A 24,859-nucleotide genomic window follows, 5' to 3' on the forward strand; every position below is an offset into this window, starting at 1 on the left:
GCCACACCGAGTGACGGGGGCGAGAACTTACTGATAGGCCAAGGTGAAATTGGTGACCGCGCTGAAATCGCCCGGAACGATGTCCCCGGTGGCGGCGCCTTGTACATAAGCGCCGAATTCCAACGTGTTTTCCCCTGCGCTGATGATTTGCGGGGCGGTAGGCACGCCCAACTTAACGAGGTCGCCACCGTGGGTCATCATGATGCCCATGTTGCCTGCACCACCGACCGTACCGATTGCACCTGGCACAACCGTGGAGGGTGCCGCGGTGAAGGTGGTGGTCACGGTGTTATCGGTCAGGCCCGCCAGGTCGCAACCTTCAAGCTCGATCAGCACACGACGGGCTTCGGACTTGCCTCCGGCTTGCAACTGATGCTTGGCGATCGCCCCCAGGTGAACGGTCTGGTCGACGGAATCGGGCTTGATAGAGCAAGCGCCCGAGTGAACCGACCCCAAAAACGTAACGGTTCCCTGCGATGCCTGCGCAACGGAGATCGAACCCACCAACAGACCGACAGACAACAGAGCGGCTTTCATTTTGATTTTCATGCACAGATCCCACTTAACAAATGTCATTAAAAGAGCCCTCTCACAGCTGTGCGCAAGGCTATTAACTTACGGTTATGACCCACACGCCGGGCCGAGCAACTGACTGCTTTTCCAACTATTTGTATTGCAATCTGCTACTCGTTCAACGCCAGGCAAGTTTCCGCTTCACATTTGATTAAGTAAGCCAGCCAATTCATTTAATCGCGTAGCCGAGTTACATCATGACATATGGGAAATTTATGGCATTTTGCCAAAACTTCGAAAACGACCGAAGGAAGAAGACTACATGCAATTTAATGAGAACAATTTACTGCCGGATATGTATGTAAGAACCGGATTACAAACCTAGCATTTACTTGACCTGATCAACCTATCAATCAACCGGACGGCGCGTCCGACTATAAGACGGACTTCCAGTTTGAAAGGGCCTGACTATTTATGCAGCGGGTACGCAAAGGGGGAGCAAGCTCCCCCTCGGATGTTGAACAGGCCAGGGTCAGGAACTAGCGCACGGCTTCGAACAACCCGGTGGCGCCCATGCCGCCGCCCACGCACATGGTCACAATGCCGTAGCGCAGGTTACGCCGCTGCAGCTCTCGCACCAGGTGGCCCACCTGTCGCGAGCCGGTCATGCCGAACGGATGGCCGATGGAGATCGAGCCGCCGTTGACGTTGTACCTGGCGTTGTCGATGTGCAGGCGGTCACGCGCATACAGGCACTGGGAGGCAAACGCTTCGTTGAGTTCCCACAGGTCAATGTCCGCTACCTGCAAGCCCTTGGCCTTGAGCAGCTTGGGCACCGAGAACACCGGGCCGATGCCCATCTCGTCCGGCGCGCAACCGGCGACGGTAAAGCCACGGAAAAACGCCTTGGGCTTGAGCCCCAGGGCCAGGGCTTTTTCCAGACTCATGACCAACGTCATCGAGGCGCCATCGGACAATTGCGACGAGTTGCCCGCCGTCACCGAACCGTCTTCGGCAAATACCGGTTTCAGCCCACTGAGGCTGGCCAATGTGGTATCGGGGCGGTTGCAATCGTCGCGGTCGACCACGCCATCGAGCAGCTGCACTTCGCCGGTATTTTTGTCTTCGACTTTGTACGTGACCGCCATCGGCACGATTTCATCGTTGAACAACCCGTCGGCCTGGGCCTGGGCGGTGCGTTGCTGGCTTTGCAGGGCGTACAGGTCCTGGTCTTCGCGACTGACGTCGTAGCGACGCGCGACGATTTCAGCAGTCTGGCCCATGGGGAAATAAATGCCCGGCACCTGCTCCTTGAGCAGCGGGTTGATCAGGTTGTCGGTGTTGACGCTTTTCATGGTCAGGCTGATGGACTCCACACCGCCGGCGACGATGATGTCGCTGCAGCCCGAAGCGATCTGGTTGGCGGCAATGGCAATCGCCTGCAAGCCTGACGAACAGAAACGGTTGAGGGTCATGCCCGCAGTGCCGGTGCCCAGTTGCGAGAGCACTGCCACATTGCGCCCGATATTGTAGCCCTGGGCACCTTCGTTGGAGCCGGCGCCGACGATGCAATCCTCGACCGTGGCCGGGTCGATGCCATTACGGCTCAGCAGCGCATTGACGCAATGGGCCGACATGTCATCGGGACGGGTCTGGTTGAACTTGCCACGAAAGGACTTGGCCAGGCCGGTTCGCACGCTGTCGACGATCACTACTTCACGCATGGGCTTACCTCGATCTTGTGGTTGTGGATCGAGGATAGAGCCAGGCCCGGCCGGCTGCGATGATCATTCATCCCATGGATGCAAAAGCATGGCGCCGGCACACGATCTATTTACTGTGTAGAGAACAAAATGTGGGAGCGGGCTTGCCCCCGATAACGGAGTATCGGTCACAACAACTGTGTCTGAACCTCTGCTATCGGGGCATAGGTATCTACACAACTTTGGGGCGGTGCTGGACCTGTGGCGAGGGAACTTGCTCCCGTGACGGACTGACAGCCGGCGCTGATCTAACTGACGCGCCGCGATCCAAATGTGGGAGCTGGCTTGCCTGCGATGGCGGCCTGACAGTCAACACAGTTGGACCGTGTACATATCCATTCCTGCGGTAACGGCCACTTAGGGTTCCGCCCTGACGGCGGCTCACTTTTGAAAAGCGCAAAAGTAAGCAAAACGCTCTTGCCCCACCACTCGGCACCTCGCTTAGGCTCGGTGTGCCCGTAATCCGCCAGTGATTTGGGGGGCCGCCGCCACGCGCCATCCATGGCGCGGGGCGGCTAAACCGGCATCCCTGCCGGTTTACCCCCCAAATCTCTGTCGAATTCCGGCCAGCGTGGTTTAACGGGGCGCCTAAGATCAAGATCAAAAGCCAGATCAAGATCAAGAGCGACTCGCTTCGCATCGTGGTTACCGTCGGCTGCTACAGCTTACAAAGTTGTGTAGATACCTATGGCTATCGGGGGCAAGCCCTAATGCAGATCAGTTAAGCGAACGCAATGTTCAAAGCGACGAAGATCAAATGTGGGAGCGGGCTTGCTCGCGAAAGCGGAGTGTCAGTCACTGAATCTTTAACTGAACCACCGCCATCGCAGGCAAGCCAGCTCCCACATTGGTCATGTATTGCCCACAGAATCAACGCCTGGCACAGATCCCCTGTGGGAGCGGGCAAGCCCCCTCCCACATTTGGACCAATGTTCGATCCGGGCTATTTCTTTTTCTTCTTGTCGTGCTTGTCGCTTTTAGCGAACGCGTCTTCCAACGCACGATTGATGGTGCGCAGCACCTTGACCCGCGCCCAGCGCTTGTCGTTGGCTTCCACCAGCGTCCAGGGCGCTACCTCGGTGCTGGTGCGATCAACCATGTCGCCTACCGCCGCGCGATAGTCGTCCCACTTGTCGCGGTTGCGCCAATCGTCTTCGGTGATCTTGAAGCGCTTGAACGGGATCTCCTCGCGGGCCTGGAAGCGCTCCAGCTGCGTCTCCTTGTCGATGGCCAGCCAGAACTTGACCACGATCACACCGGCATCGCGCAGTTGCTCTTCGAAGTCATTGATCTCGCCATAGGCGCGCATCCAGTCCGCCGGGGTGCAGAAGCCTTCGATACGCTCCACCAGCACGCGGCCATACCAGGAGCGATCAAACACGGTGAACATGCCGCGCGCCGGGATCTTCTGCCAGAAGCGCCATAAATATGGCTGGGCGCGCTCGTCTTCACTGGGCGCAGCAATCGGCACGATGTGGTACTGGCGCGGGTCCAGTGCCGCCGCCACACGGCGGATCGCCCCGCCCTTGCCCGCCGCGTCGTTGCCCTCGAACACACTTACCAGCGCGTGCCTGCGCATGCGCTTGTCGCGCATCAGGCCCGAGAAGCGCGCCTGTTCGGTAATCAGCTGTTCCTCGTAATCGTCCTTGTCCAGGCGCAGGGTCATGTCGAGGCTGTCGAGCAGGCTCTTGTGGTCCACCGAGGCAAGCAAAGGCGCCGGGTTCATGCCGCTGGCCTTGACCTTGGCCTGTTTCAAGGCACTTTGCAGCCCATCCAGCAGGATCTTGCCCACGGTCAGCCCACGGTAATGCGGGTCGACGCCTTCGATCACATGCCACGGCGCATAATCGCGGCTGGTGCGGCGCAGCACACGCTCGCCGAAATGCACGAATTTGTCGTAGGTCTGGGACTGCTGCCAGTCCAGCGGGCTGATGCGCCAGCTGTGCAACGGGTCGTCGGCCAGGGCCTTGAGCCGCGCCTTCATCTGTTTTTTGGACAGGTGGAACCAGAACTTGAAGATCAGTGCGCCTTCGTCGCAGAGCATCTTTTCCAGGCGTTCGGCGCCGGCAATGGCCTGGTCCAGGCGGGCGTCCTTGATCTGCCCATGCACGCGGCCCTGCAGCATCTGGCTGTACCAGTTGCCAAAGAAAATGCCCATGCGGCCCTTGGCCGGCAGTTGCCGCCAGTAGCGCCAGGCCGGTGGGCGCGCCAGTTCTTCGTCGGTCTGCTGGTCAAAGGTGCGCACCTCGATCAGGCGCGGGTCCATCCACTCATTAAGCAACTTGACGGTCTCGCCTTTGCCCGCACCTTCGATGCCGTTGATCAGAATGATCACCGGGAAGCGCTTTTGCTGCTGCAGCTCGTACTGCGCCTCCAGCAAGGCCTCGCGCAGGGCCGGCACTTCGGCGTCGTAGGTGTCTTTGTCGATGGCGTGACCGATTTCGGCGGATTCGAACATGGGCAGCTCCGTTTCAAGATGGCTCAAGACTAGCGGATTGGGCAATAACACGCGCAAGGAAATTCCACCCGCGCCTGCCATGGGTCAATTCATCGCGTGTTGATCAGCTAGAATGGCCGCCTTGTCTTTGCCGAGCCGCCCATGAACCCCATCTCCCACGCCCAGCTTGACTGGGACGACCAAGGTCGCCCGCATTCGCGGATGTTCGACGATGTGTATTTCTCCGACCAGTCAGGCCTTGCCGAAACCCGCTATGTGTTTCTTGAACAGAACCGCTTGCAGGAGCGCTTTGCCGCGCTGGGCGAAGGTGGGCGGCTGGTGATCGGCGAAACCGGCTTTGGCACGGGCTTGAATTTTCTCTGCGCCTGGCAGTTGTTCGAACAACAAGCTCCGGCCGGTGCGAGGCTGCATTTTGTCAGCGTGGAAAAATACCCACTGAGCCACGCCGACCTGCAACGCGCCCTCACCCTCTGGCCTGAGCTTGCGCCTTTGGCCGAGCAACTGCTGGCCCAGTACATCGCCATTCATCAGGGTTTCCAACGCCTGGTGCTGGGTAACGGCCGCGTGATCCTGACCCTGTTGATCGGCGATGCGCTTGAGCAACTGCCGCAGCTGGATGCACAGGTCGATGCATGGTTTCTCGATGGCTTTGCCCCGGCGAAAAACCCCGATATGTGGACCGCCGAGCTGTTCGCCGAACTGGCGCGCCTGGCGGCCCCGGGCTCGAGCATCAGCACCTTCACCAGCACCGGTTGGGTAAGGCGGTTGATCAATGCCGCCGGGTTCAAGATGAAACGCACGCCGGGCATCGGGCACAAATGGGAGATCCTGCGCGGGGAGTTTCTCGGCTGGCCGGCGCAGACACCGGCACCCGCCATCGCCAAGCCGTGGTTCGCTCGCCCGCGGCGATCGGCGGGGGAGCGCAAGGCCCTGGTGGTCGGCGGGGGCCTCGCCGGTTGCGCCACGGCCGCCAGCCTCGCGGCGCGGGGTTGGCAGGTCAGCCTGCTGGAGCGCCATGCCGGCCTGGCCCAGGAGGCTTCGGGAAACCCCCAGGGCGTGCTGTACCTCAAACTGTCGGCCCATGGCACGGCCCTGTCGCAGCTGATCGTCGCCGGGTTCGGCTACACCCGTCGCGTGCTGGAACATCTGCATCGCGGGGTGGACTGGGACGGCTGCGGCGTGCTGCAACTGGCATTCGACGCCAAAGAGGCCCAACGCCAGGCGCAGCTGAGCGCGGCCTTTGCCCCGCACTTGCTGCACCTGCTGGACCGCGAGCAGGCCCAGGCCCGCGCGGGCATTGCACTGGAACACGGCGGGCTGTTTTTCCCCGAAGGCGGTTGGGTGCACCCGCCTGCCCTGTGCGAATGGCAGGCGCGTCGAGCCGGGGTCACGGTACTGCCCCATCACGCTGTGCTGGATCTGCGCAAAATCGGTGACCAGTGGCAAGCCTGGGACGGCGAGCGCCTGCTGGCCAGTGCGCCCGTGGTGATCCTGGCCGGCGCCGCCGAGGTGCAGCGTTTCGCCGAGCTGCCGCTCAAGCGCATCCGCGGGCAGATCACATGCCTGCCACACACCGTCCGGAGCCAGGCCCTGGCGACGGTGGTGTGCGCCGAAGGTTATGTCGCCCCGCCCCGCCTGGGCGAACACACCCTGGGCGCCAGCTTCGACTTCAACAGCGATGACCTCACGCCCACGGCCGCCGAACACGCCGGCAACCTGGCCTTGCTCAAGGGTATCTCCGGGGACCTGGCCGAGCGCCTGCACGCCGATAGCCTGGCCCCCGCAACCCTTAAAGGCCGCGCCGCTTTTCGCTGCACCAGCCCGGACTACCTGCCAATCGTCGGGCCGCTGGCGGACAACGCCGCCTTTGCCCAGGCCTATGACGCACTGCGCAAGGATGCGCGCAGCGTGCCGGACACACCGTGCCCCTGGCTGGAAGGTATGTACGTCAACAGCGGCCACGGTTCTCGTGGCCTGATCACCGCACCGCTGTGCGCAGAATTGCTTGCGGCCTGGCTGGACGATGAACCCTTGCCGGTGCCGCGCAGCGTGGCCGAAGCTTGCCACCCCAGCCGCTTTGCCGTGCGCGGGCTGGTGCGCAGCAATGCCGGCAAGACCTAAGGCATGGAGCAGATGTTCAGGTCGACCTGCTTCATGGCCTCCAGGGTCAAGCGTTCCAGCTCGACCCTTTCAGCTGCCCTCTGCTCCTGCTGAATGATACCGGACTGCTCGAAGTGGCTTTTATCGTCCAGCGCCGGGCCTTGCATCAAGGCCTCCATGCGCTGGTGGTACGGCTCGATCAATGCCTCGAAATGCGCCTTGTGCGCACTTTTGAGGTAGTTCTCCCAGAAGGGTAACTCCACCAGGTAATCCAGCAACTGCGGTGAAAGCTCGGCGGTATTGACCATCGCCTCAGCTTCATTCAAGTCTTGTGCGGTGACCTTGCTTTCTTCATTAAAAATCATGTGTCTGGGTTGCCCCAGCAGCTTCAAGCGTTCAGCCAGGCCGATTCGAAATGCCAGCCCCACCTCCAATTCATCAGCCTCGGGGTGGTCGACCTTGAAAGCGCGCGCCAGCCGCTCCAGTTGTTTGAGGCGAAACAGCATGCGGGCCAGGTTCAACAGCTCGGCGGGAGTCAATGTGCCGTCCGTTGCATGCAACTGCGCCTGGCGGATGTGCACCAGCACCTCCATATCGCTGAACAGGTCAGCAGTGACGTCCTCGCAATTGCGACGCTCACCGGCGCGCTCGAAGATATCGTCACGCAACGAGGTGTCTGCTCCGATAGCGTCAAGCACGCGCCAGACGCGGTCATTCAGATCCTGGCGCACAAGGGCGCTATCGGCGGTACCGGCGAGTTCGGCCAACAACGTGAATAAGCCATCGGAGCGTGGTTCATTCTTGAGCCCGAGCCAGATACGCTCCTTCTCGCTGAAGCGACCCTCCCGGCTATCCGGCAGCCAGAACTCGCGAGCATTCTGTTCAGTCAAGCGCACGCTCTGGTCATCCAGGTAACCCATGCCGATGCCATGAGCATCGCGATATTCCTTCAGCCGCTTCACGCTGGTGTCTCCCAGCGGGTTGCCGCTCAAGTTGACGACCCGGGCGTAGCTCCTCGGCGCCTCGAACAACCATTCGGGCAACACTTTGATATCGTTATCGCTCACATCAAGGCTTTCCAGAAAAGGCAGGCGTGAAACACCCTTGGGGAATTCCTTGAGCCGGCAATTGCGCAAACGCAATTCGGTCAGTACGCGCAGTTGGCTGAAGTCGGGCGAGTCAACCAATGCGTTGTTGTTCAACGTCAGCATTTGCAGGCTGCGCATTCCCGCAAGCTTGGCGCGTGAATAGTCATCCAGTTTCAGCGCATTGTCGGTCATGCGCAGGTATTCCAATTGGGGCATCAGCGACAGCACCTCAGGCAACCGCGTGATCTTGTTATAGGACAGATCGAGGGATTTCAGTTGTTTGAAATGTTTGAGGAAGTAGGCGACGCGGTCATCCAGTTCGAGGTTTTCCAAGGACAGCGAGCGTATATGGGGGAACTCGACAGGCCCCGGCAGCGTTGGCAGGGGTTCGTGCAGCATGCCATCGAGCGACAACCCCGGAACCTCCCTCTTCAAGTAGTCCTTCAGCTTGCTCATGTATTGCCAACCGTGTTCGATGGCCCTGGCCACCTGTTTTCGGCTCATGCGAAAATCCCAGCGTTCGGCCGCTGACAGGGTGGGCGGTGCCGGCGCCTTGCGCCAGGTTTTCAAGGCGCCATGCAGTGCGTTCAGTTGTTGCTGCAAGGCTTCGACCGCTTTGGCGCGACTGAGGTGATCCTCGCCCAACCTCTCCAGCAGGGTGGCGAGTTGGGTATCGTCGAGCAATGGGTAGAGCTTGCGCATCTTGCGCATCAGTCTTGAATCCGCCGACGGCGGCGCGGGCGGCGCCGCCTGGATGCACGGCACGACCCGGTCCTCCTCGACAGGGGCCAACTCGCCACGCATATACGCTGCGATGCGCCGCTGCAAACTCTGGGAGTTGACGCGCAGGCGGCCGTACAACCTTTGCGACGAAAAGTCACTTATCAGGTCCTGACTGGCTCGGTATGGCTGGGGCAAAGCATCCAGCAGCGCCTGGTAAAAACCGAACGTGCCTTGCGCACGGTCCGCCAGGGAGCGCCCCTGCGCGTCGAAGGCCTCAAACCCTTCGCGGGTCTCGACCACGACGCGTTGCATGGCCGCCTGCGGATCGCCTATATCGGCGAGCACCACACCGTCCAGGCTGTGTTGGCGCAGTTGCAGACGTAAGTCCTGCGGCCAACCCGGCAGATGCTGCAGCACGCCCATGGCGATGCGGCGGGTCGACGCCATCGTCTGCTCGGGCAGATACAGGCCGGTCAGCGCGCGGTCTCGTTCCATGAGCCTCAACGCCTTGCGCGCCTGTTCGGCAACGGGCAGCGGTACCCGTCCGGTGTTGCGCAGTTGGCTGCGTCGGGCAGCCGGGGTTTCGATCAGCAGTTGCCAACCCGCACGATTGGAGAGCCCGGGCTCGAGGCCTTTGAGCGCTTGCAGGCGGTTATCGGTCGCGCCTTCCTGGTCGAGAAAGAGTTTTTGCGTGAGTGGCTGATAGTGCTGCTTGAGGGTGGCGAGCAATCGGCGCTCCAGCACGGGCTTGGCCTTATCGCGCGCGACCGCTTCGCCCAGCAGCGTAGTGCGCTCCTCATCATTCAGGGCTTCGAGCAGGGTCTGCATGACCCGGCCTGCGCGCAGTTCACGCCGAGGCATATGAATACTCAGGTCTTCATAGTCGAAGGGAGCGACATCCGGGTAGCTTGCCAACACGTCTCCTGCATCATCCAGCACCTCGAAAAATCGACCTGCGGGCCACCCCGACATCATCGGCAGCGCCAGCAATTGCATACGGGCGGTGTCGGCGGCAGGCGATTCTCCACGCTCCAACTGACGCACCAGGCCGTTGAGTTTGTGATGTTGCTTGAAACGCACGACGCAGTCCTGGAAGCGCTGGGGCAGCAGCTCGTTCTCCATCGCCAGGCTGCGGGCCTGTGAGGTCGTCATGTCGGTGATAGCAGCGATCGCCGCCGTGTCTTCGTGGCTCATTTGCTCCAGGCCGGGATCGATCCGGGTGAGGATGTAACGCAGGTCATGCCATTGTTCGGGATGCTCGAACACATGCTGCCACCCCCCGCGACCGTTATGGATCAGCGGCGGTCGGTAAGCGTTTGCACGCAGCGGATGGTTGATGCGCCATTGGCCCAGTGCAGCATCGAACCCGATCGAATAAACCGCATCATCGATCTTGATCCACGACTTGCCTTGGGCCTGGAGTACGTTTCTGCCGTTGGCGGCCCAGAGCGCATCGTCGCCCAAGTGCTGGCGGTAAGGGGCCAGTCGCGGTCGCCAGAGCCCCGGTCGCTGGTCGCTGCGGGTGATGGCCTCGACCTGATCGAAAAATCCGCTGGAGGTTGCGCCAGCCTTGAAGCCCGCGATTACTCGTTTGCCGCCTTCGAACGCCAACATGGCCGCCACGTTTTCGCCAATATGGATCAGGTGCTTCAAGGCCTCGGTATTATCGTCATGCAACCAATCCTCGACCCCGTCGAACACCTCGCCCAGCAACTCGCCGATGGCCACGCCCAGCATCAGTTGACCCACGACTGGCACAACGAACGCGGCGGCATTGAGCATGTCCATGCCCAATTCCAGGTAGAACTTCCAGCGCTGCTCGTCAGCCTCTGCGTCAGCCTGTGCCGTCGGTACCGCCAGGGCCTGCGCATCGCGCTGAAGCTTGCCGGTACAGGCATTGAAAAAGAACCCGGTAAACCCGGTGGTGACCAGAGTGGGCTCCATTGGCCCCAGCTGCTTGTCCTCATCGAAACGCCGGAAAAAATCCAAGCGGTCGTATTCGTCCAGATAGACCTCGAAAAAAGTTCGGTAAGTCGGCTCTTGCAGCCTGGCGGTCAGGTATTGCTTGAAATCATCCAGGGATTTGTATTCATACCAGGGCCGGTTCGGTTCGTTAGGCATGTAGATCAGCAAAGACCCGCCTTCGAGATTGTCAGGGTCAGGCCCTTCGTCGCACACCACCAACACGCTCCACAGGCATGCGCCATCGATCTTCAGGCCTTGCCAGATCAAGGGTTTTTCCTCAGGCGCCAACGTAACCCGTTCAGTCGCGGGGCGATCCGCCTCGATCAACTTGAGCAGGCGCTCGCCCGCCGAGTCGCTCAGGTGCTGATTGGCGCATGCGATATGCAGGCTCACCTGCATGTCATAACGTTTGGCAAACCCGATCTGAACGGCTGGGCGGTTTATTCTGACACCGTCGTCGTTGGTCAGGTCCGGGGGGAACGCCAGCGCAAATACGTCTCTGAGATGTTCCTGATAGGCCAAGCCGAGGTCCAGTTCGCGACAATACTGAACGAACTGCTCAGCCGTCAGGCCTGGCACCGGCTGTCCTGTTGCGGCAGAGCGAACCACACTCGCGGCCAACTGGGCACCGCCGCGTGCACGGTCGACGTCGAAGTTCTGCATGGCCGCCTGCACCAGGCTTTGCTTGTCCCAGGTGAAGGTTTCAATCAGGTCACCGCCTAAATCAGCACCGACGCCGCTCAAGGTGCGTCGGCGCAACTCCAGTTGGTCCCGCTCAACATCGACGTCCTCCACCCCCTTGCTGAGTAAAAAGGTATAGAGCCGTTCGATGCAGAACTCATCCAGTGGCCGCACGCTGTCCAGCAACGCCTTGAGCGAGCGACGTGGCAGCTCACCGTACTCATGCGCTTGCTTGAGTGCCGCCCGCCTTTGCGGCGCGGCCCTTACCCACCACGGCGGCAAGGTTTTGTACAAGACCCGGGCTTTATCCAGGTCACCGGTGCCCTCCAGCAACACCGCCAGCAGTTCATCTTCCGTGACAACATCGGTGAATTCACTTAAATCGTTTTTTTGCGTCATGGTCAGCGTTCCTGTTCGCTGCGGGTAATCGACAACCCTAAGCGCCAGGGCGGAAAAAATGCATTCGAATAGCGCAACGATTCGCCGGGGAATTGAGCATTAATTTGCTTGAATCCTGACGTTATATAACGCCCTTTGCGCCCAGGCCGCGCCGCGCCTGGGGGAGGCCGGGCGGCATCAAGGCCATCTGCCTTATAACGGATTGTTCTAAAACTCCCACAAATGCCCCGTGTCAGTTTCTGGGTACGCGCCCATTCGGGCGTATTGAGTGTTGACCTCCCCAACGGAAAAACCGGTAAGGAATTTATGTGTGGACTAGCTGGCGAGTTACGCTTTGATCATCAACCTGCCGACCTGGCAGCGGTAGAACGCATCACCCATCACCTCGCTCCCCGAGGCCCCGACGCCTGGGGTTTTCACGCCCAAGGGCCGATTGCCCTGGGCCATCGCCGGCTGAAGATCATGGACTTGTCGGACGGCTCCGCCCAACCCATGGTCGACGCCCAACTGGGAATGTCCCTGGCTTTCAATGGCGCGATCTACAACTTCCCTGAATTGCGCCAGGAGCTGGAAGCGCTCGGTTACGCCTTCTACTCCGGCGGCGACACCGAAGTGTTGCTCAAGGGCTACCACGCCTGGGGCGAAGCGCTTCTGCCAAAGCTCAACGGCATGTTCGCGTTCGCCATCTGGGAGCGCGATGCCCAGCGGTTGTTCATCGCCCGCGACCGTCTCGGCGTAAAGCCTTTGTACCTGTCGCGCACCGGCCAGCGCCTGCGCTTTGCCTCGGCCTTGCCGGCCCTGCTCAAGGGCGGCGATATCAACCCGATCCTCGATCCGGTGGCCCTCAATCACTACCTGAATTTCCATGCCGTGGTGCCAGCACCGCGCACGTTGTTAGCGGGCATTGAAAAACTGCCGCCGGCGAGCTGGATGCGTATCGACGCCAGCGGCAAGACCGAGCAGAAAACCTGGTGGACTCTGCCCTACGGCCCCCATGAGGACGAAAAACACCTGACCCTGGAAGACTGGACCGACCGCGTGCTCGACAGCACCCGCGAAGCCGTCGCGATCCGCCAACGCGCGGCCGTCGATGTCGGCGTGCTGCTCTCCGGTGGTGTCGATTCGAGCATGCTCGTCGGCCTGCTGCGCGAAGTGGGCGTCGACGATTTGTCGACCTTCTCCATCGGCTTTGAAGACGCCGGCGGCGAGCGCGGCGACGAGTTCCAGTATTCGGACCTGATCGCCAAGCATTACGGCACCCGTCACCACCAGTTGCGCATCGCCGAAAGCGAAATCATCGAGCAATTGCCGGCGGCGTTCCGCGCCATGAGCGAGCCGATGGTCAGCCATGACTGCATCGCCTTCTACCTGCTGTCGCGGGAAGTGGCCAAGCATTGCAAGGTGGTGCAGAGCGGCCAGGGCGCCGACGAGTTGTTCGCCGGTTACCACTGGTACCCGCAGGTGGACGGCGCCAGCGATCCCTATTCGGCTTACCGCGACGCGTTTTTCGACCGCAGCTACGAGGACTACGCCGCCACCGTCGCGCCGAAATGGTTGACCGCCAACGACGCCGCCGGCGACTTTGTGCGCGAACATTTTGCCATGCCGGGCGCCGACGCCGCCGTGGACAAGGCCCTGCGCCTGGACAGCACGGTGATGCTGGTGGACGACCCGGTCAAACGCGTCGACAACATGACCATGGCCTGGGGCCTGGAAGCGCGTACGCCGTTTCTCGACTACCGCCTGGTGGAGCTGTCGGCCCGCGTGCCGGGTAAGTTCAAGTTGCCCGATGGCGGCAAGCAGGTGCTCAAGGAGGCCGCGCGCCGGGTGATCCCCAGCGAAGTGATCGACCGCAAGAAAGGTTACTTCCCGGTGCCGGGCCTCAAGCATTTGCAAGGCGACACCCTGAACTGGGTGCGCGAGTTGCTGCTGGACCCGAGCCAGGACCGTGGCCTGTTCAACCCCGCCATGCTCGACCGCCTGCTGACGGACCCACAAGGCCAACTGACCCCGTTGCGCGGCTCCAAGCTGTGGCAACTGGCGGCGCTGAACCTGTGGCTCAGCGAACAAGGAATCTGATCGATGAAACCGAATGCCGCGGCGTACAGCCAACGCTTGCTCAAGGGCCAGGCGCCGACCTACGAGCGCCTGCAAGCGCGCCTGGCCGAAGATGGCAGCCCACTGGCCGCCGAACCGATTGCCGTGCATTGCGGCTGGGGGCGGTTGCTGATCGGCCATACCTTCCCGGACCCGGCCAGCCTGGCCCAGGAACTGCTCAATGAGCAGCCCGGCGAGCGCGACATTGCGCTCTATGTGGCAGCGCCCCAGCAGATCCTCGGGATAGACCCTCAGCAGTTGTTCCTGGATCCGTCCGACACCCTGCGCTTGTGGTTCAGCGACTATCGCCCGGCAACCCGGGTGTTTCGCGGCTTTCGCATTCGCAGGGTGCAAAGCGACGCCGATTGGCAGGCCGTCAACCAACTGTATCAAGGCCGCGGCATGTTGCCCGTCGATGCCGAGCGCCTGACCCCGCGCCACCAAGGCGGCCCGGTGTACTGGCTGGCCGAGGATGAAGACACTGGGGCGGTGATCGGCAGCGTGATGGGTCTCAATCACCATAAAGCCTTCCAGGATCCGGAAAACGGTTGCAGCCTGTGGTGCCTGGCCGTGGATCCACAATGCACACGGCCCGGGGTCGGTGAAGTGCTGGTGCGCCACCTGGTGGAGCACTTCATGAGCCGTGGCTTGAGCTACCTGGACCTGTCGGTGCTGCACAATAACCGCCAGGCCAAGAGCCTGTATGCCAAGCTTGGCTTCCGGGCATTGACCACCTTTGCGATCAAACGCAAGAACGGTATCAACCAGCCGCTGTTCCTCGGCCCCGGGCCGCAGGCGGAGTTCAATCCCTATGCGCGGATCATCGTCGAGGAAGCCCATCGGCGTGGCATTGATGTGCAGGTCGACGATGCCGACGCGGGCCTGTTCACCCTCAGCCATGGCGGGCGTCGCGTACGTTGCCGTGAATCCCTGAGCGACCTGACCAGCGCCATCAGCATGACCCTGTGCCAGGACAAGAGCCTGACCCACAAGGTGCTCAAGGCCGCCGGCCTGCAACTGCCCTCCCAGCAACTGGCGGGCAGTGCCGACGACAACTTGGAGTTCCTCGATGAGCACCAGCGCATCGTGGTCAAGCCGCTGGACGGCGAGCAAGGCCAGGGCGTGGCGGTAGACCTGCAAACCATTGAGGAGGTGCAGCAAGCCATCGAAGCGGCACGCCAGTTCGACAGTCGCGTGTTGCTGGAAAGCTTCCACGAGGGCCTGGACCTGCGCGTCCTGGTGATCGGTTTTGAAGTGGTCGCCGCCGCGATTCGCCGCCCTGCCGAAGTGATCGGTGACGGCCAGCATTCCATCCGCGCCTTGATCGAAGCCCAAAGCCGACGCCGCCAGGCTGCCACCGATGGTGAGAGCAAAATCCCCGTGGATGCGGAAACCGAGCGCACCCTCAAAGCCGCAGGTTATGGCTACGACAGTATCCTGCCCCAGGGCGTGCAACTAGCCGTGCGACGTACCGCCAATCTGCATACCGGTGGTTGCCTGGAAGATGTTACGGCGATCCTGCACCCAACGCTGGTGGACGCCGCCGTGCGTGCTGCCCGCGCCCTGGACATCCCCATGGTCGGCCTGGACCTGATGGTGCCGGCCGCCGACCAGCCGGAGTATGTGTTTATCGAAGCCAATGAACGGGCCGGGCTGGCCAACCACGAACCGCAGCCTACCGCAGAGAAGTTTGTGGATTTGTTGTTTCCGCACAGTCAGCCGGCGACTTAAGTGATGTGTCGCCTGTACCGGCGCCTTCGCGAGCAAGCCCGCTCCCACAGTTGAATGCATTTTAAATGTGGGAGCGGGCTTGCTCGCGAAGAGGCCGGCACAGGCAACGAATCTCTCAACCCTTTCATCGAAACCATCGATGCCCCCAACTCATCAGGAGTTTCCATGACCCGAACCATTCCCGAACCCGATCTGGCCTACCTGCAAAAAGTGCTGCTGGAAATGCTCGCCATCCCCAGCCCCACCGGCTTCACCGACACCATCGTGCGCTACGTCGCCGAACGCCTGGAAGAACTCGGCATCCCGTTTGAGATGACCCGGCGCGGCACCATTCGCGCCACCCTCAAGGGCCAGAAAAACAGCCCGGACCGGGCTGTCTCCGCGCACCTGGACACTATCGGCGCCGCCGTGCGGGCGATCAAGGACAACGGCCGCCTGACCCTGGCGCCGGTCGGCTGCTGGTCAAGCCGCTTTGCCGAAGGCAGCCGTGTCAGCCTGTTCACCGATAACGGCGTGATTCGCGGCAGCGTGTTGCCATTGATGGCCTCCGGGCACGCGTTCAATACCGCCGTGGATGAAATGCCGGTGAGCTGGGACCACGTGGAGCTGCGCCTGGACGCCTACTGTGCCACCCGCGCCGACTGCGACTCCCTGGGCATCAGCATCGGTGACTATGTGGCCTTCGACCCGCTGCCGGAGTTCACCGAGAGTGGGCATATCAGTGCTCGCCATCTGGATGACAAGGCCGGTGTCGCCGCCCTGCTTGCCGCGCTCAAGGCGATCATCGACAGTGGCGAGCCGCTGCTGATCGACTGCCACCCGCTGTTCACCATCACCGAGGAAACCGGCAGTGGCGCGGCGGCCGCCCTGCCCTGGGATGTCAGTGAGTTTGTCGGCATCGACATCGCCCCGGTCGCTCCCGGCCAACACTCCAGCGAACATGCGGTGAGCGTGGCGATGCAGGATTCCGGCGGGCCGTATGACTATCACCTGTCGCGGCACTTGCTGCGCCTGGCGGCTGATAACGACCTGCCGGTGCGCCGCGATCTGTTCCGTTATTACTTCAGCGATGCGCACTCGGCGGTCACTGCCGGTCATGACATCCGCACCGCCCTGCTGGCCTTCGGTTGCGATGCTACCCATGGCTACGAACGCACCCATATCGATAGCCTGGCCGCGCTGAGTCGCTTGTTGGGCGCCTATATCCTCAGCCCACCGGTGTTCGCCAGCGATGCGCAGCCGGCCCAGGGCTCCCTCGACCGGTTCAGTCACCAGATTGAGCATGAAACGCAAATGGAGAGCGACACCCGCGTACCGTCGGTGGACAGCCTTGTAGGTCAGAAGTCCTGACCCTGGCACCACCAGATACTGGCAACAAAGGTCCCGGCGCAGTAGCATCGCCGGGATTCTACCCCCGAGGCTTGTATGCTGATTCCCCACGATGCACTTGAAGTCGACACCCTGACCCGCCTCATCGAAGACTTCGTCACCCGCGACGGCACCGATAACGGCGACGACACGCCCCTGGAAACCCGCGTGCTGCGTGTGCGCCAGGCGCTGACCAAGGGCCAGGCACTGATCGTCTTCGACCCCGAAAGCGAGCAATGCCAACTGATGCTCAAGCACGATGTGCCCAAGCATCTGTTCGACTGAACACCTGCGCCTAAAAATTAGGGACCGGCACAGGATGGCTGGCGGGCCCCTGGCGTTTGAGAATCTTCTGGTACACCTCGGCGCGGTGCACTTTGACGTCCTGTGGCGCGTCGATGCCGAATTTCACGTGGGTACCGTTGACTTCAAGGATATGCACGACGATGTCATCGCCGATGGAGATGGCTTCGCCTAGGGTGCGGCTCAAGACCAGCATGGCGGTTGTCCTTTTCGAGTGACAGGACCTTGACCATGCGCCCTTGAAAATGGACCGGCAATGGCTTGCGATCAAATCAGGCGCTGCCTACATAAGCAGGTAATTTCCCTGACAGACCTCGCCCGGATCAGCCTTTAACGGCTTGGGCCTTGGCGCGCATTTTGTCAGCCATCACTGTCATCTCGTCATACAGCAACTGCGGGTTTTTCTGTTTCAGCGCCCAGGCCATGCGCCCTTGCTCATGGGGCAGGATCATGAATTCACCTTCGGCCACGCGCTGGTAGATGTAATCGGCGATATCCGTCGCGGTGATGGGCGAGCTCTCGAGCAATTTGCCCACCTGTGCCTTCATGGCCGGGGTTGGCCCCCGAAAGGAGTCAAGCAGGTTGGTCTGGAAAAACGATGGGCACACCACATGCACACCGACTTCCTGCTGCTTGAGCTCCACCAGCAGGCTTTCTGACAACGCCACCACGCCGGCCTTGGCCACGTTGTAGTTGCTCATGGCCGGGCCCTGCATCAGCGCGGCCATTGACGCAATGTTGATGATCCGGCCCTTGCTCTTTTCCAGCAACGGCAGGAACGCCTTGCAGCCCTTGACCACGCCCATCAGGTTGATTGCGATCTGCCAGTCCCAGTCCTCCAGGGACAGTTCGGCAAAGAACCCGCCTGAGGCCACGCCGGCATTGTTGACGATTACATCGATGCCACCCAGCTTCACCTCGCACGCCTGGGCCAGCGCGGTGAGCTGGCTGTAGTCACGCACGTCACAGCGCTGGGTAAACCCATCACCGCCCGCCTCGCGGACCAGCCTGAGGGTTTCCTGCAAACCGGTATCGCTGACATCCGACAAGGCTAACTGCCAGCCCTCACGGGCCCAGCGCAGAGCGATTTCACGACCCAGGCCGGACCCGGCGCCAGTGATCATCATGCGGTTTTGCATAGGAAGTAGCCTTGTGGTTCACGAAAGAAGTGACCGGCAGTGTAGCGAAGGTTTTTCCTGCCCCCACGCACCATCAAAGTGATGAATGCCCCAGGCAAACCGCGGGCTCGGTCAGATGCCTGCGCATAGCCTAAGTTCAAAAAACTTCAACTACTAAGATGGATTTGCGTACACGTTAAAAGAAATAAACGACTGAGCAAAAAGCTTTAAAAAAACACTGAATTTTTTGTGAAGTGAAAGAGTCGGAGTTAGTAAGGCGCCCGTAATCAGATAGACGGGGGTATCGTAAATAACTGGTCTTTACCCAAGACCTATAAGGAAAAAACCATGAGCCTCATTCTGATCATTATCCTGATCCTCCTGCTGGTGGGTGGCCTGCCGGTGTTCCCGCACTCGCGTAACTGGGGCTACGGCCCATCGGGTATCCTCGGTGTGGTATTGGTAGTCCTGCTGGTACTGCTGTTGCTTGGCCGGATATAAACGCCACGCCAGCCGTTTAAGAAACAAAAAAAGAGGCCTTCTAGAAGGCCTCTTTTTTATTGCCGGTCAGTTAGTCCGGCTTACCATCCACGACACCCGCGGTGTTATCCAGCAGGCTCTTGGTTGCGGTTTGCAGGAACGACTCAAGTTTCTGCTTGAGTGCAGCCTCGTCCGGCGATTGCGGGATCACCTTGCCGGTCGGCTCGGCGCCCAGTGTGTATTCCCACAACTTGGGTGGCATTTCCTTGGGCAATACCAGCACACGGTCACCGGTGAGCAAGGCGACGGTCTGGTCGCTGCCCGACGGCTTGATCACGCCGAAGCCCTTGTCGCCTTCCGGTAGGTTAAGCAGGTCACGACCCCAGCACTGGTGCAGGGTATCGCCGCCCAGGCGGCCCATGATGGTCGGCACGATGTCGATCTGGGTGCCCACCGTGTGATCACGCTCGCCGAACTTCTCCTGCATACCCGGCGCGATCATCAGCATCGGTACGTTGAAGCGGCCCAGGTCCATCTCGGTGATCTGCTGTTCGTTGCCGAAGCCGTGGTCACCCACGATCACAAACAGGGTCTCCTTGAAGTACGGCTCCTTGCGGGCCTTTTCAAAGAACTGGCCCAAGGCCCAGTCGGAGTAGCGCATGGCCGTCAAGTGCTCGTTGAGGCTGCCACGATCGGTGACTTTTTCAACCGGCAATGGCGTCGGCAATGCGTACGGCGTGTGGTTGGACAAGGTCTGCAGCAGCGCATAGAACGGCTTGCCACCTTCACGGGCTTTCAATTCTTCCAGGCCACGGTTGAACATGTCCTGGTCGGACACGCCCCAGGTCGGGTCGGAGAACACCGGGTCTACGAAGTCATTACGGCCAATGAAGTTGGTCATGCCCTGGTTGCTGAAGAAGCCCGACTGGTTGTCCCAGGCGAAATCGCCGTTGTAGACATACACATCGTCGAAATCACGGGCGCTGAGCAACTGCGGCAGGCCTGACAGCTTGTGGCTGCCTTCCGGGGTCTGCATCAGGTATTCGAAACCCGGCAGGTTCGGGAAGCAGGCCATGGTGGCGAACATCCCCTGGTGGGTGTGGGTGCCGTTGGAGAAGAAGCGGTCGAACAACAAGCCTTCCTTGGTCAGCTTGTCGAAGTACGGGGTAATATTGCCCGGACGTCCCAATGCACCCACCGAGTGACCGGCGAAGCTTTCCATCAGGATCACTACGACGTTCTTGATCGGCAGGGTCTTCTCGGCCGGTGGCGTGAAGTCACGGCGCACGGCGGCGGTGTCGGTATCCACCAGTTTTTCCTGCGGCAACACCAGCATGTCACGCACGGTCTGGGTGGCCAGGGGCTGTTCCAGGGTGGCTTTCCAAATGTTGGCGCGGTCTTCGCCAAACCGCGCCTTGGCCGCCGCGATCAGTGACAGGGTGCCGTTGAGGCCCAGCTGGTTGGCGAAGTTGGAATCGGTGGTGTAGACGTCCCCCCAACGCAACGGCGGGCCCTGGCGCAGAGTGCCGCGGATGGCGACCACGGCGACCAGCAGGCAGACCACGAACACCGCAATGCGGCTGTACCACGGGGCCACCTGGCGCGTGCTGATGGTGCCGCCACTGAACGGACCACGCGGGCGCGTTGCGCGGTCGGCGCCCTTGAAGGCCATGCTCAAAATCAGCGTGCCCACGGCCCAGGCCAGCAGGTAACGCACCACCGGGAACCCGTACCAGAGCATGCTCATCACGGTTTTCGGGTCTTCCTTCACATACTGGAAGACCAGGCCGTTGAGGCGCTGGTGGAATTCGCGGTAGAAGTCCATCTCCATCAGCCCCAGGAACAAGGCGATGCTCGACGCAACGGTCAGCCACAAGCGGAAGAACCCGCGCGCCGCCATGGCCCGCACACTGAACAGCGCCAACAACAGCGGAATCAGCAGGTACATGACCAGGCGGATGTCCAGGCGCAGGCCGTTGGCGAACGCTTCCAGGAACGTCGAGGCCGGCGTATCCAGGATCATCTCGCGGTTGTAGACCAGCAACGCCAGGCGCAGCAGGGAGAACATCACCATCATGACCAGTGCGCACAGCAGCGTGTAAGCCAGATGGGATTTGACGGTCGGTTGCAGCAGGCGATTTGCAGCTCGCTGCTGATTCAGGGCGTCCGGGTTTGCCATGTCGTTTTAGGACCCATTGGAAGTTTAAGTTGCGAAATAAGGCAGTGGCGTCCGTCCCTCGCCCAGGCTGGCTGGGGTAGGCGGTTAACGCGGCGGCACAAATGGTGCCCGATCAAGGCCGGCAAGGCTATTAATTACTGAACGTGCAATGTGGCTGGGTCTTTAGAAGCCCCAGGAATAGAGCCTTGCCAGGCGAATAAAGCCGGCGAATTGTCTTGGATGGAATGTGAAAATTCTGTGCAGCGAATATCTCGATACACAAAATACGAATTGCCCGGTCATTCTTCGTCCACACAGCTGAAAAAATTATCGGTACGGGTGGCGCATCGCAGATGCCATTCTTACGCCATCACTTTTGCGCGGTGTGCGCGCCAATTGCACCGGTAATTTGCCGAAGGCAGTCGTCCCCATTATGGGGGTCATGAAGCCGACTGAACATGCGCCCAATCACCGAAGCCAAGTCATACACCAAACTATGCATCGCTGTTGCGCCCTACGGCGCAAACCTGCTGCTGCATTAGACTTCGGCTCCTTTTGCATCAAATGCAGACGCGCATATCAGCCCATATTTTCAATTAACTATTCAGTCCTTTCATCGCAAAAAGGCAGAATTGAAAATAATTGTATTGTCTTGACACCCGCTCTCCCGCCTGCAAGTTTCATAGCCGTTGCGCAACACACATCCTTAAAACGCAATGCTATGGATAGGAAAAACAAAATGGACGCTCTCGTTAACAATGCAACCTTTGAACTGGAACTGGATTCGGAAACAGCGGAGAAGTTTTCCGTCATTCTGAACGATGAAAGCCTGATGCATGCTGGCTTTGTTGCACACCAGTCGAACAACAACGTGTTGACGCTGGCCCTGGCTGAAGAAGTGAAAATCGCAGCCTGAAAAAACGGGAGGGAAGTCATTCCCTCCCGTTTCCAGTGTGTGCTTGTATAACTTTCATCACGCCAAGGTAACAACTTATGCAAAGGCTTAGTTCGAGCCTTCGTCGTCGCAGTGCCGAAGAAACATTAACCATCATCACCAACGACCTAGCCCCACGCCTGGGCATTACTCGGGTAACCGACACAACCTGGCTGGACCGTATCGGTATCCCAGTGTTTGCCAGTATTCGACCCGATGCCCTCAAGGGCTCGCTGTGCGTCAATGCAGGCAAAGGCCTCAGGCCAGCCGAAGCCAAGATAGGCGCGTACATGGAGGCTATCGAATTCAGCCTTGCGCAATACAATACAGCCCAACTGACATTGGTGCAGACCACTCCCCGGCAACTCATCGACAGCCATGAGGGCCGCATAGCGTTCAATCAGTTCTGCATGCTGTATGGCTTCTCTGCCAATGCCGACGCGCTCATCATGGCCATCGAAGTCGAAGACGTATTGCGCGGGAAAAAGGTCCTTGCACCCGCCGAACTGGTGTTCATTCCCTACCCCGAGAACCCAGGGCAACAACTCTTTGGGGAAAGCTCCAGTGGCCTGGCCTCCGGCAACGACTTAGTGGAAGCCTCGGTGCATGCGGTGTGCGAACTGATGGAGCGCGATGTCCAGGCCTTCAATCACCTGCGTGACCGTTCCTGCCTCGTCCATCTGGACCAGTACAGCGCAGAGATCGCTGCCCTGATCAGCAAGGTCAATGACGCGGGCCTGAGCCTGTCGGTCCGCTACACCGAGAACTGCTTTGGACTGGCCTACTTCCAGGCGTTCATCATGGAAGAGTCCCCCCAGGCCCCTATCTCCGTGGCGACTGGCTCAGGGCTGCATCCGATCAAGGAAATCGCCTTGATCCGGGCAATCTGCGAAGCGGCCCAAAGCCGTCTGAGTCACATCCATGGTGGCCGGGACGACATCATTGAGCGGGTCAAATACTTCGAGAAGAAAGGCCGCTCCGTGGAGCTTGAGGCGATCTCACGCTTGCGTAACGTGGCGACCTCCCGTGAACAGATGATCGATTACTCCGCCATCGACTGCCAGGAAGCCGCGATCCCCACCATCGAATCGGCCTGGACATTGCTTATCGAGCGGTTACAGGCAATCGGCCTGAGTAGCGTGCTGAGGGTTGTGCTTAGCAAGGCCACGGACGACATCACGGTGGTCAGAATCATGATTCCGGGGCTTGAAGCCTTTGAACCCGGGTTGAAAAGGGTCGGTCCGAGGTTACTTACGTATGTCAAACAAAGCGCTTGAACCCTGCAAGCTATTTGCGGGCCCTTCCTTGCAAGGCATCGATAGCCGACTGCTGTGCAGCGACGACCTGGTGGTATGCCCGCCCGTCAAACGCGGCGACATAGAACGCCTGGTCGCGCAATCGCCGCCTTCGGACCTTGCGATTGTCGATGGCGTGTTCCATGCACACCCTGCAGTCGGGCATGCCGAGATCCTGACGGCCCTGAACGCCGGTTGGCGCATTTGGGGCCTGTCTTCCATGGGAGCCATCCGCGCCTGTGAAATGGACAGGTTGGGAATGACCGGCTTTGGCGAAGTCTATCGGCAATTCGCCAGCGACCCGGACATGTCCGACGACGAAGTGACATTGGTGCACCAGGCACAAGCACCTTACCTTTCGCTCAGCGAGCCGCTTATCCATATCCGGCAGTTTTTGAAGCACTGGACGGCGGAGCAAATCATCACGCCCGCCCACGCGCAGCAAACCCTGCACTACCTGAAAAACATGTGGTACGGACATCGCACGCTCAGTTGTCTGAAAGACGCCTTGATGGCACTGCCTGTCGCGGAACCCACCATAGACAGTGCCCTGGCCAACTTTTCGGCCTACAGAATAAAAAGTCTGGACTTGATCGATTTTCTCAAACTGAAACCATGGACGAGGACGGTAAAACAGAATGTCGCCATCAGAGATATTGTGTGAAATAAACGGCTTGCCGTTTGTAAATCCACACTTCAACAGCACCAAACTTCTAACCCTCGTCGCCGTTGTACGCAGGAATATCGCGGGCAGCGAGTTACCGTTAGCCACTTATCTGCAGCCTGATTTTGCCACCACCCTGTACCACCAGCACGTCGAAGGCGCGCCTGAGTTTCCACCCCATCAAGCGCTGGGTAACGCCGAGCGGTTCATGCTGGCCGAAGCCAGGAGCAACCTTAAAGCCTTGCTGCCGCACTGGAGCAAACTGTTCGATCTGCCAGTGAATATCTATAAGTTGCTGACGCATCAGGTCAGCCTGACCAATCCGGTGCTGCCGCAACAGATGTTCCTGGGCGAAGACGCGTTTACCAGCATCACCGATCTTGAGGAACTGCTCGTGCATGAGCTGTCGCATATCTGGTGCAGCATGATCGCCGAGATTTACGACTTCCAGCTCAAGGACAGCGCGAACGACTACGTGCTGCCATCGGGCACCGGCGGCAAGAACCCTCGAGGTGTCCTGCTGGCTTGCCTGTTTGCGGTCAGCGCCGTGAACTATCACCAGCGCCTGGTGGCGAGCGGCTCCGGGCGGGCGCGCCCCGAACGGCTGGATTTTCTGCATCAGTATTTCCTGCAGAGCCTGGCCACGCTCCAGGCATCCGCCGAACTGTCTGAAATCGGCAAGCTGATCACCTCCAGGCTGGATACATTCTCCAGTGAACTGACCACTGACAACGCTCAAGGATGACCCATGGCAGTCGTACACTTTCCCCGGCAGTTCATGCTTTACACCGACCAACATAAAACCCACGAGGCCGAGGGTTTGTGTGTCAATGATGTACTGGGCAACCTGACCGCGCGGTTTCCCGCGTTGATTGGCCCGGTGTTCTCCGAGGACCTTCACCCACTGCCGTTCGTGGGCTTGTTCGTCAACGGCATGCCGGTAATGAGTGCGCAAGACCGCGGGCGCCCCCTGGACAGTAATGCGCAGTTGATTTTGATCAACGCCGTGGCAGGTGGCTGA

At 60.2% G+C, this 24,859-nt stretch carries 18 protein-coding genes; 11 read left to right on the plus strand and 7 right to left on the minus strand.

The window, feature by feature from the left end; genetic code table 11:
• Window positions 1–27: 27 nt before the first annotated feature.
• From TU73_RS07690 to pap, 3 genes are all read right to left on the minus strand, one after another.
• Window positions 28–537: a fimbrial protein gene (locus TU73_RS07690; RefSeq protein ID WP_057011704.1), complete on the minus strand. Its 510-nt coding sequence runs from the start codon at window positions 535–537 to the stop codon at window positions 28–30.
• Between the two features lie 515 nt (window positions 538–1,052).
• Window positions 1,053–2,237 carry a thiolase family protein gene (locus tag TU73_RS07695; protein ID WP_057011705.1) on the minus strand — a complete coding sequence of 395 codons (1,185 nt, stop codon included), beginning with the start codon at window positions 2,235–2,237 and terminating at the stop codon, window positions 1,053–1,055.
• A 982-nt stretch (window positions 2,238–3,219) separates the two neighbouring features.
• Window positions 3,220–4,734, minus strand: coding sequence for a polyphosphate:AMP phosphotransferase (gene pap, locus TU73_RS07700; RefSeq protein WP_057011706.1), 1,515 nt, complete (start codon window positions 4,732–4,734; stop codon window positions 3,220–3,222).
• A 141-nt stretch (window positions 4,735–4,875) separates the two neighbouring features.
• Here pap and mnmC point away from each other — a divergent pair, with 141 nt between their 5' ends.
• Window positions 4,876–6,855, plus strand: coding sequence for a bifunctional tRNA (5-methylaminomethyl-2-thiouridine)(34)-methyltransferase MnmC2/FAD-dependent 5-carboxymethylaminomethyl-2-thiouridine(34) oxidoreductase MnmC1 (gene mnmC / locus TU73_RS07705; RefSeq protein WP_057011707.1), 1,980 nt, complete (start codon window positions 4,876–4,878; stop codon window positions 6,853–6,855).
• Here the strand turns inward: mnmC and TU73_RS07710 are convergent.
• The gene (locus TU73_RS07710) at window positions 6,852–11,690 is read right to left on the minus strand and encodes an NEL-type E3 ubiquitin ligase domain-containing protein (RefSeq protein WP_057011708.1); all 4,839 of its coding nucleotides are present in this window, start codon (window positions 11,688–11,690) and stop codon (window positions 6,852–6,854) included. The genes mnmC and TU73_RS07710 overlap by 4 nt on opposite strands.
• 306 nt (window positions 11,691–11,996) lie before the next feature.
• Here TU73_RS07710 and TU73_RS07715 point away from each other — a divergent pair, with 306 nt between their 5' ends.
• The 4 genes from TU73_RS07715 to TU73_RS07730 all read left to right on the plus strand — a co-directional run bounded on the left by TU73_RS07715 (window position 11,997) and on the right by TU73_RS07730 (window position 17,171).
• Window positions 11,997–13,769, plus strand: coding sequence for an N-acetylglutaminylglutamine amidotransferase (locus TU73_RS07715; RefSeq protein WP_057011709.1), 1,773 nt, complete (start codon window positions 11,997–11,999; stop codon window positions 13,767–13,769).
• 3 nt (window positions 13,770–13,772) lie between these two features.
• Entirely contained in the window at window positions 13,773–15,518 is a 1,746-nt protein-coding gene (ngg, locus tag TU73_RS07720) for an N-acetylglutaminylglutamine synthetase (protein ID WP_057011710.1), read from the plus strand.
• Window positions 15,519–15,683: 165 nt separating this feature from the next.
• Entirely contained in the window at window positions 15,684–16,868 is a 1,185-nt protein-coding gene (locus tag TU73_RS07725; protein ID WP_057011711.1) for an osmoprotectant NAGGN system M42 family peptidase, read from the plus strand.
• Window positions 16,869–16,943: 75 nt separating this feature from the next.
• A complete protein-coding gene (locus TU73_RS07730; protein WP_003172962.1) occupies window positions 16,944–17,171 on the plus strand; it encodes a YheU family protein in 228 nt (75 codons plus the stop codon).
• 10 nt (window positions 17,172–17,181) lie between these two features.
• Here TU73_RS07730 and csrA read toward each other — a convergent pair whose 3' ends face one another.
• On the minus strand, window positions 17,182–17,385 hold the full coding sequence (gene csrA, locus TU73_RS07735; protein WP_057011712.1) for a carbon storage regulator CsrA: 204 nt from the start codon (window positions 17,383–17,385) through the stop codon (window positions 17,182–17,184).
• A gap of 127 nt (window positions 17,386–17,512) precedes the next feature.
• Window positions 17,513–18,328, minus strand: a complete 816-nt coding sequence (locus tag TU73_RS07740; protein WP_057011713.1) for an SDR family oxidoreductase — start codon at window positions 18,326–18,328, stop codon at window positions 17,513–17,515.
• A gap of 327 nt (window positions 18,329–18,655) precedes the next feature.
• Between TU73_RS07740 and TU73_RS28140 the strand changes: the two genes are divergently transcribed.
• Window positions 18,656–18,808, plus strand: a complete 153-nt coding sequence (locus TU73_RS28140; RefSeq protein ID WP_015885095.1) for a DUF3309 family protein — start codon at window positions 18,656–18,658, stop codon at window positions 18,806–18,808.
• 70 nt (window positions 18,809–18,878) lie between these two features.
• Here the strand turns inward: TU73_RS28140 and TU73_RS07745 are convergent, their stop codons facing one another.
• Window positions 18,879–20,966, minus strand: a complete 2,088-nt coding sequence (locus TU73_RS07745) for an LTA synthase family protein (protein WP_057011714.1) — start codon at window positions 20,964–20,966, stop codon at window positions 18,879–18,881.
• Between the two features lie 718 nt (window positions 20,967–21,684).
• On the opposite strand from TU73_RS07745, the gene TU73_RS28925 reads away from it, so the two are divergent.
• The 5 genes from TU73_RS28925 to TU73_RS07765 all read left to right on the plus strand — a co-directional run bounded on the left by TU73_RS28925 (window position 21,685) and on the right by TU73_RS07765 (window position 24,859).
• A complete protein-coding gene (locus TU73_RS28925) occupies window positions 21,685–21,861 on the plus strand; it encodes a hypothetical protein (RefSeq protein ID WP_156382953.1) in 177 nt (58 codons plus the stop codon).
• Window positions 21,862–21,938: 77 nt separating this feature from the next.
• Window positions 21,939–23,156 (plus strand): YcaO-like family protein, encoded by a 1,218-nt coding sequence (locus TU73_RS07750; RefSeq protein ID WP_057011715.1) that lies wholly within the window; start codon window positions 21,939–21,941, stop codon window positions 23,154–23,156.
• The gene (locus tag TU73_RS07755) at window positions 23,137–23,838 is read left to right on the plus strand and encodes a TfuA-like protein (RefSeq protein WP_057011716.1); all 702 of its coding nucleotides are present in this window, start codon (window positions 23,137–23,139) and stop codon (window positions 23,836–23,838) included. The genes TU73_RS07750 and TU73_RS07755 overlap by 20 nt, the downstream gene beginning before the upstream one ends.
• Before the next feature lie 10 nt (window positions 23,839–23,848).
• The gene (locus TU73_RS07760) at window positions 23,849–24,583 is read left to right on the plus strand and encodes a hypothetical protein (RefSeq protein WP_057011717.1); all 735 of its coding nucleotides are present in this window, start codon (window positions 23,849–23,851) and stop codon (window positions 24,581–24,583) included.
• Between the two features lie 3 nt (window positions 24,584–24,586).
• Window positions 24,587–24,859, plus strand: a complete 273-nt coding sequence (locus TU73_RS07765) for a MoaD/ThiS family protein (RefSeq protein WP_057011718.1) — start codon at window positions 24,587–24,589, stop codon at window positions 24,857–24,859.

It is taken from the genome of Pseudomonas libanensis (genome assembly GCF_001439685.1).
Classification (GTDB): Bacteria; Pseudomonadota; Gammaproteobacteria; order Pseudomonadales; family Pseudomonadaceae; genus Aquipseudomonas; species Aquipseudomonas libanensis.

Excerpts from the sequence above, each read along its gene's own strand:
- TU73_RS07690 (WP_057011704.1), bottom strand. The coding sequence starts at position 537 with ATGAAAGCCGCTCTGTTGTCTGTCGGTCTGTTGGTGGGTTCGATCTCC.
- TU73_RS07695 (WP_057011705.1), bottom strand. The coding sequence starts at position 2,237 with ATGCGTGAAGTAGTGATCGTCGACAGCGTGCGAACCGGCCTGGCCAAG.
- pap (WP_057011706.1), bottom strand. The coding sequence starts at position 4,734 with ATGTTCGAATCCGCCGAAATCGGTCACGCCATCGACAAAGACACCTAC.
- mnmC (WP_057011707.1), top strand. The coding sequence starts at position 4,876 with ATGAACCCCATCTCCCACGCCCAGCTTGACTGGGACGACCAAGGTCGC.
- TU73_RS07710 (WP_057011708.1), bottom strand. The coding sequence starts at position 11,690 with ATGACGCAAAAAAACGATTTAAGTGAATTCACCGATGTTGTCACGGAA.
- TU73_RS07715 (WP_057011709.1), top strand. The coding sequence starts at position 11,997 with ATGTGTGGACTAGCTGGCGAGTTACGCTTTGATCATCAACCTGCCGAC.
- ngg (WP_057011710.1), top strand. The coding sequence starts at position 13,773 with ATGAAACCGAATGCCGCGGCGTACAGCCAACGCTTGCTCAAGGGCCAG.
- TU73_RS07725 (WP_057011711.1), top strand. The coding sequence starts at position 15,684 with ATGACCCGAACCATTCCCGAACCCGATCTGGCCTACCTGCAAAAAGTG.
- TU73_RS07730 (WP_003172962.1), top strand. The coding sequence starts at position 16,944 with ATGCTGATTCCCCACGATGCACTTGAAGTCGACACCCTGACCCGCCTC.
- csrA (WP_057011712.1), bottom strand. The coding sequence starts at position 17,385 with ATGCTGGTCTTGAGCCGCACCCTAGGCGAAGCCATCTCCATCGGCGAT.
- TU73_RS07740 (WP_057011713.1), bottom strand. The coding sequence starts at position 18,328 with ATGCAAAACCGCATGATGATCACTGGCGCCGGGTCCGGCCTGGGTCGT.
- TU73_RS28140 (WP_015885095.1), top strand. The coding sequence starts at position 18,656 with ATGAGCCTCATTCTGATCATTATCCTGATCCTCCTGCTGGTGGGTGGC.
- TU73_RS07745 (WP_057011714.1), bottom strand. The coding sequence starts at position 20,966 with ATGGCAAACCCGGACGCCCTGAATCAGCAGCGAGCTGCAAATCGCCTG.
- TU73_RS28925 (WP_156382953.1), top strand. The coding sequence starts at position 21,685 with ATGGACGCTCTCGTTAACAATGCAACCTTTGAACTGGAACTGGATTCG.
- TU73_RS07750 (WP_057011715.1), top strand. The coding sequence starts at position 21,939 with ATGCAAAGGCTTAGTTCGAGCCTTCGTCGTCGCAGTGCCGAAGAAACA.
- TU73_RS07755 (WP_057011716.1), top strand. The coding sequence starts at position 23,137 with ATGTCAAACAAAGCGCTTGAACCCTGCAAGCTATTTGCGGGCCCTTCC.
- TU73_RS07765 (WP_057011718.1), top strand. The coding sequence starts at position 24,587 with ATGGCAGTCGTACACTTTCCCCGGCAGTTCATGCTTTACACCGACCAA.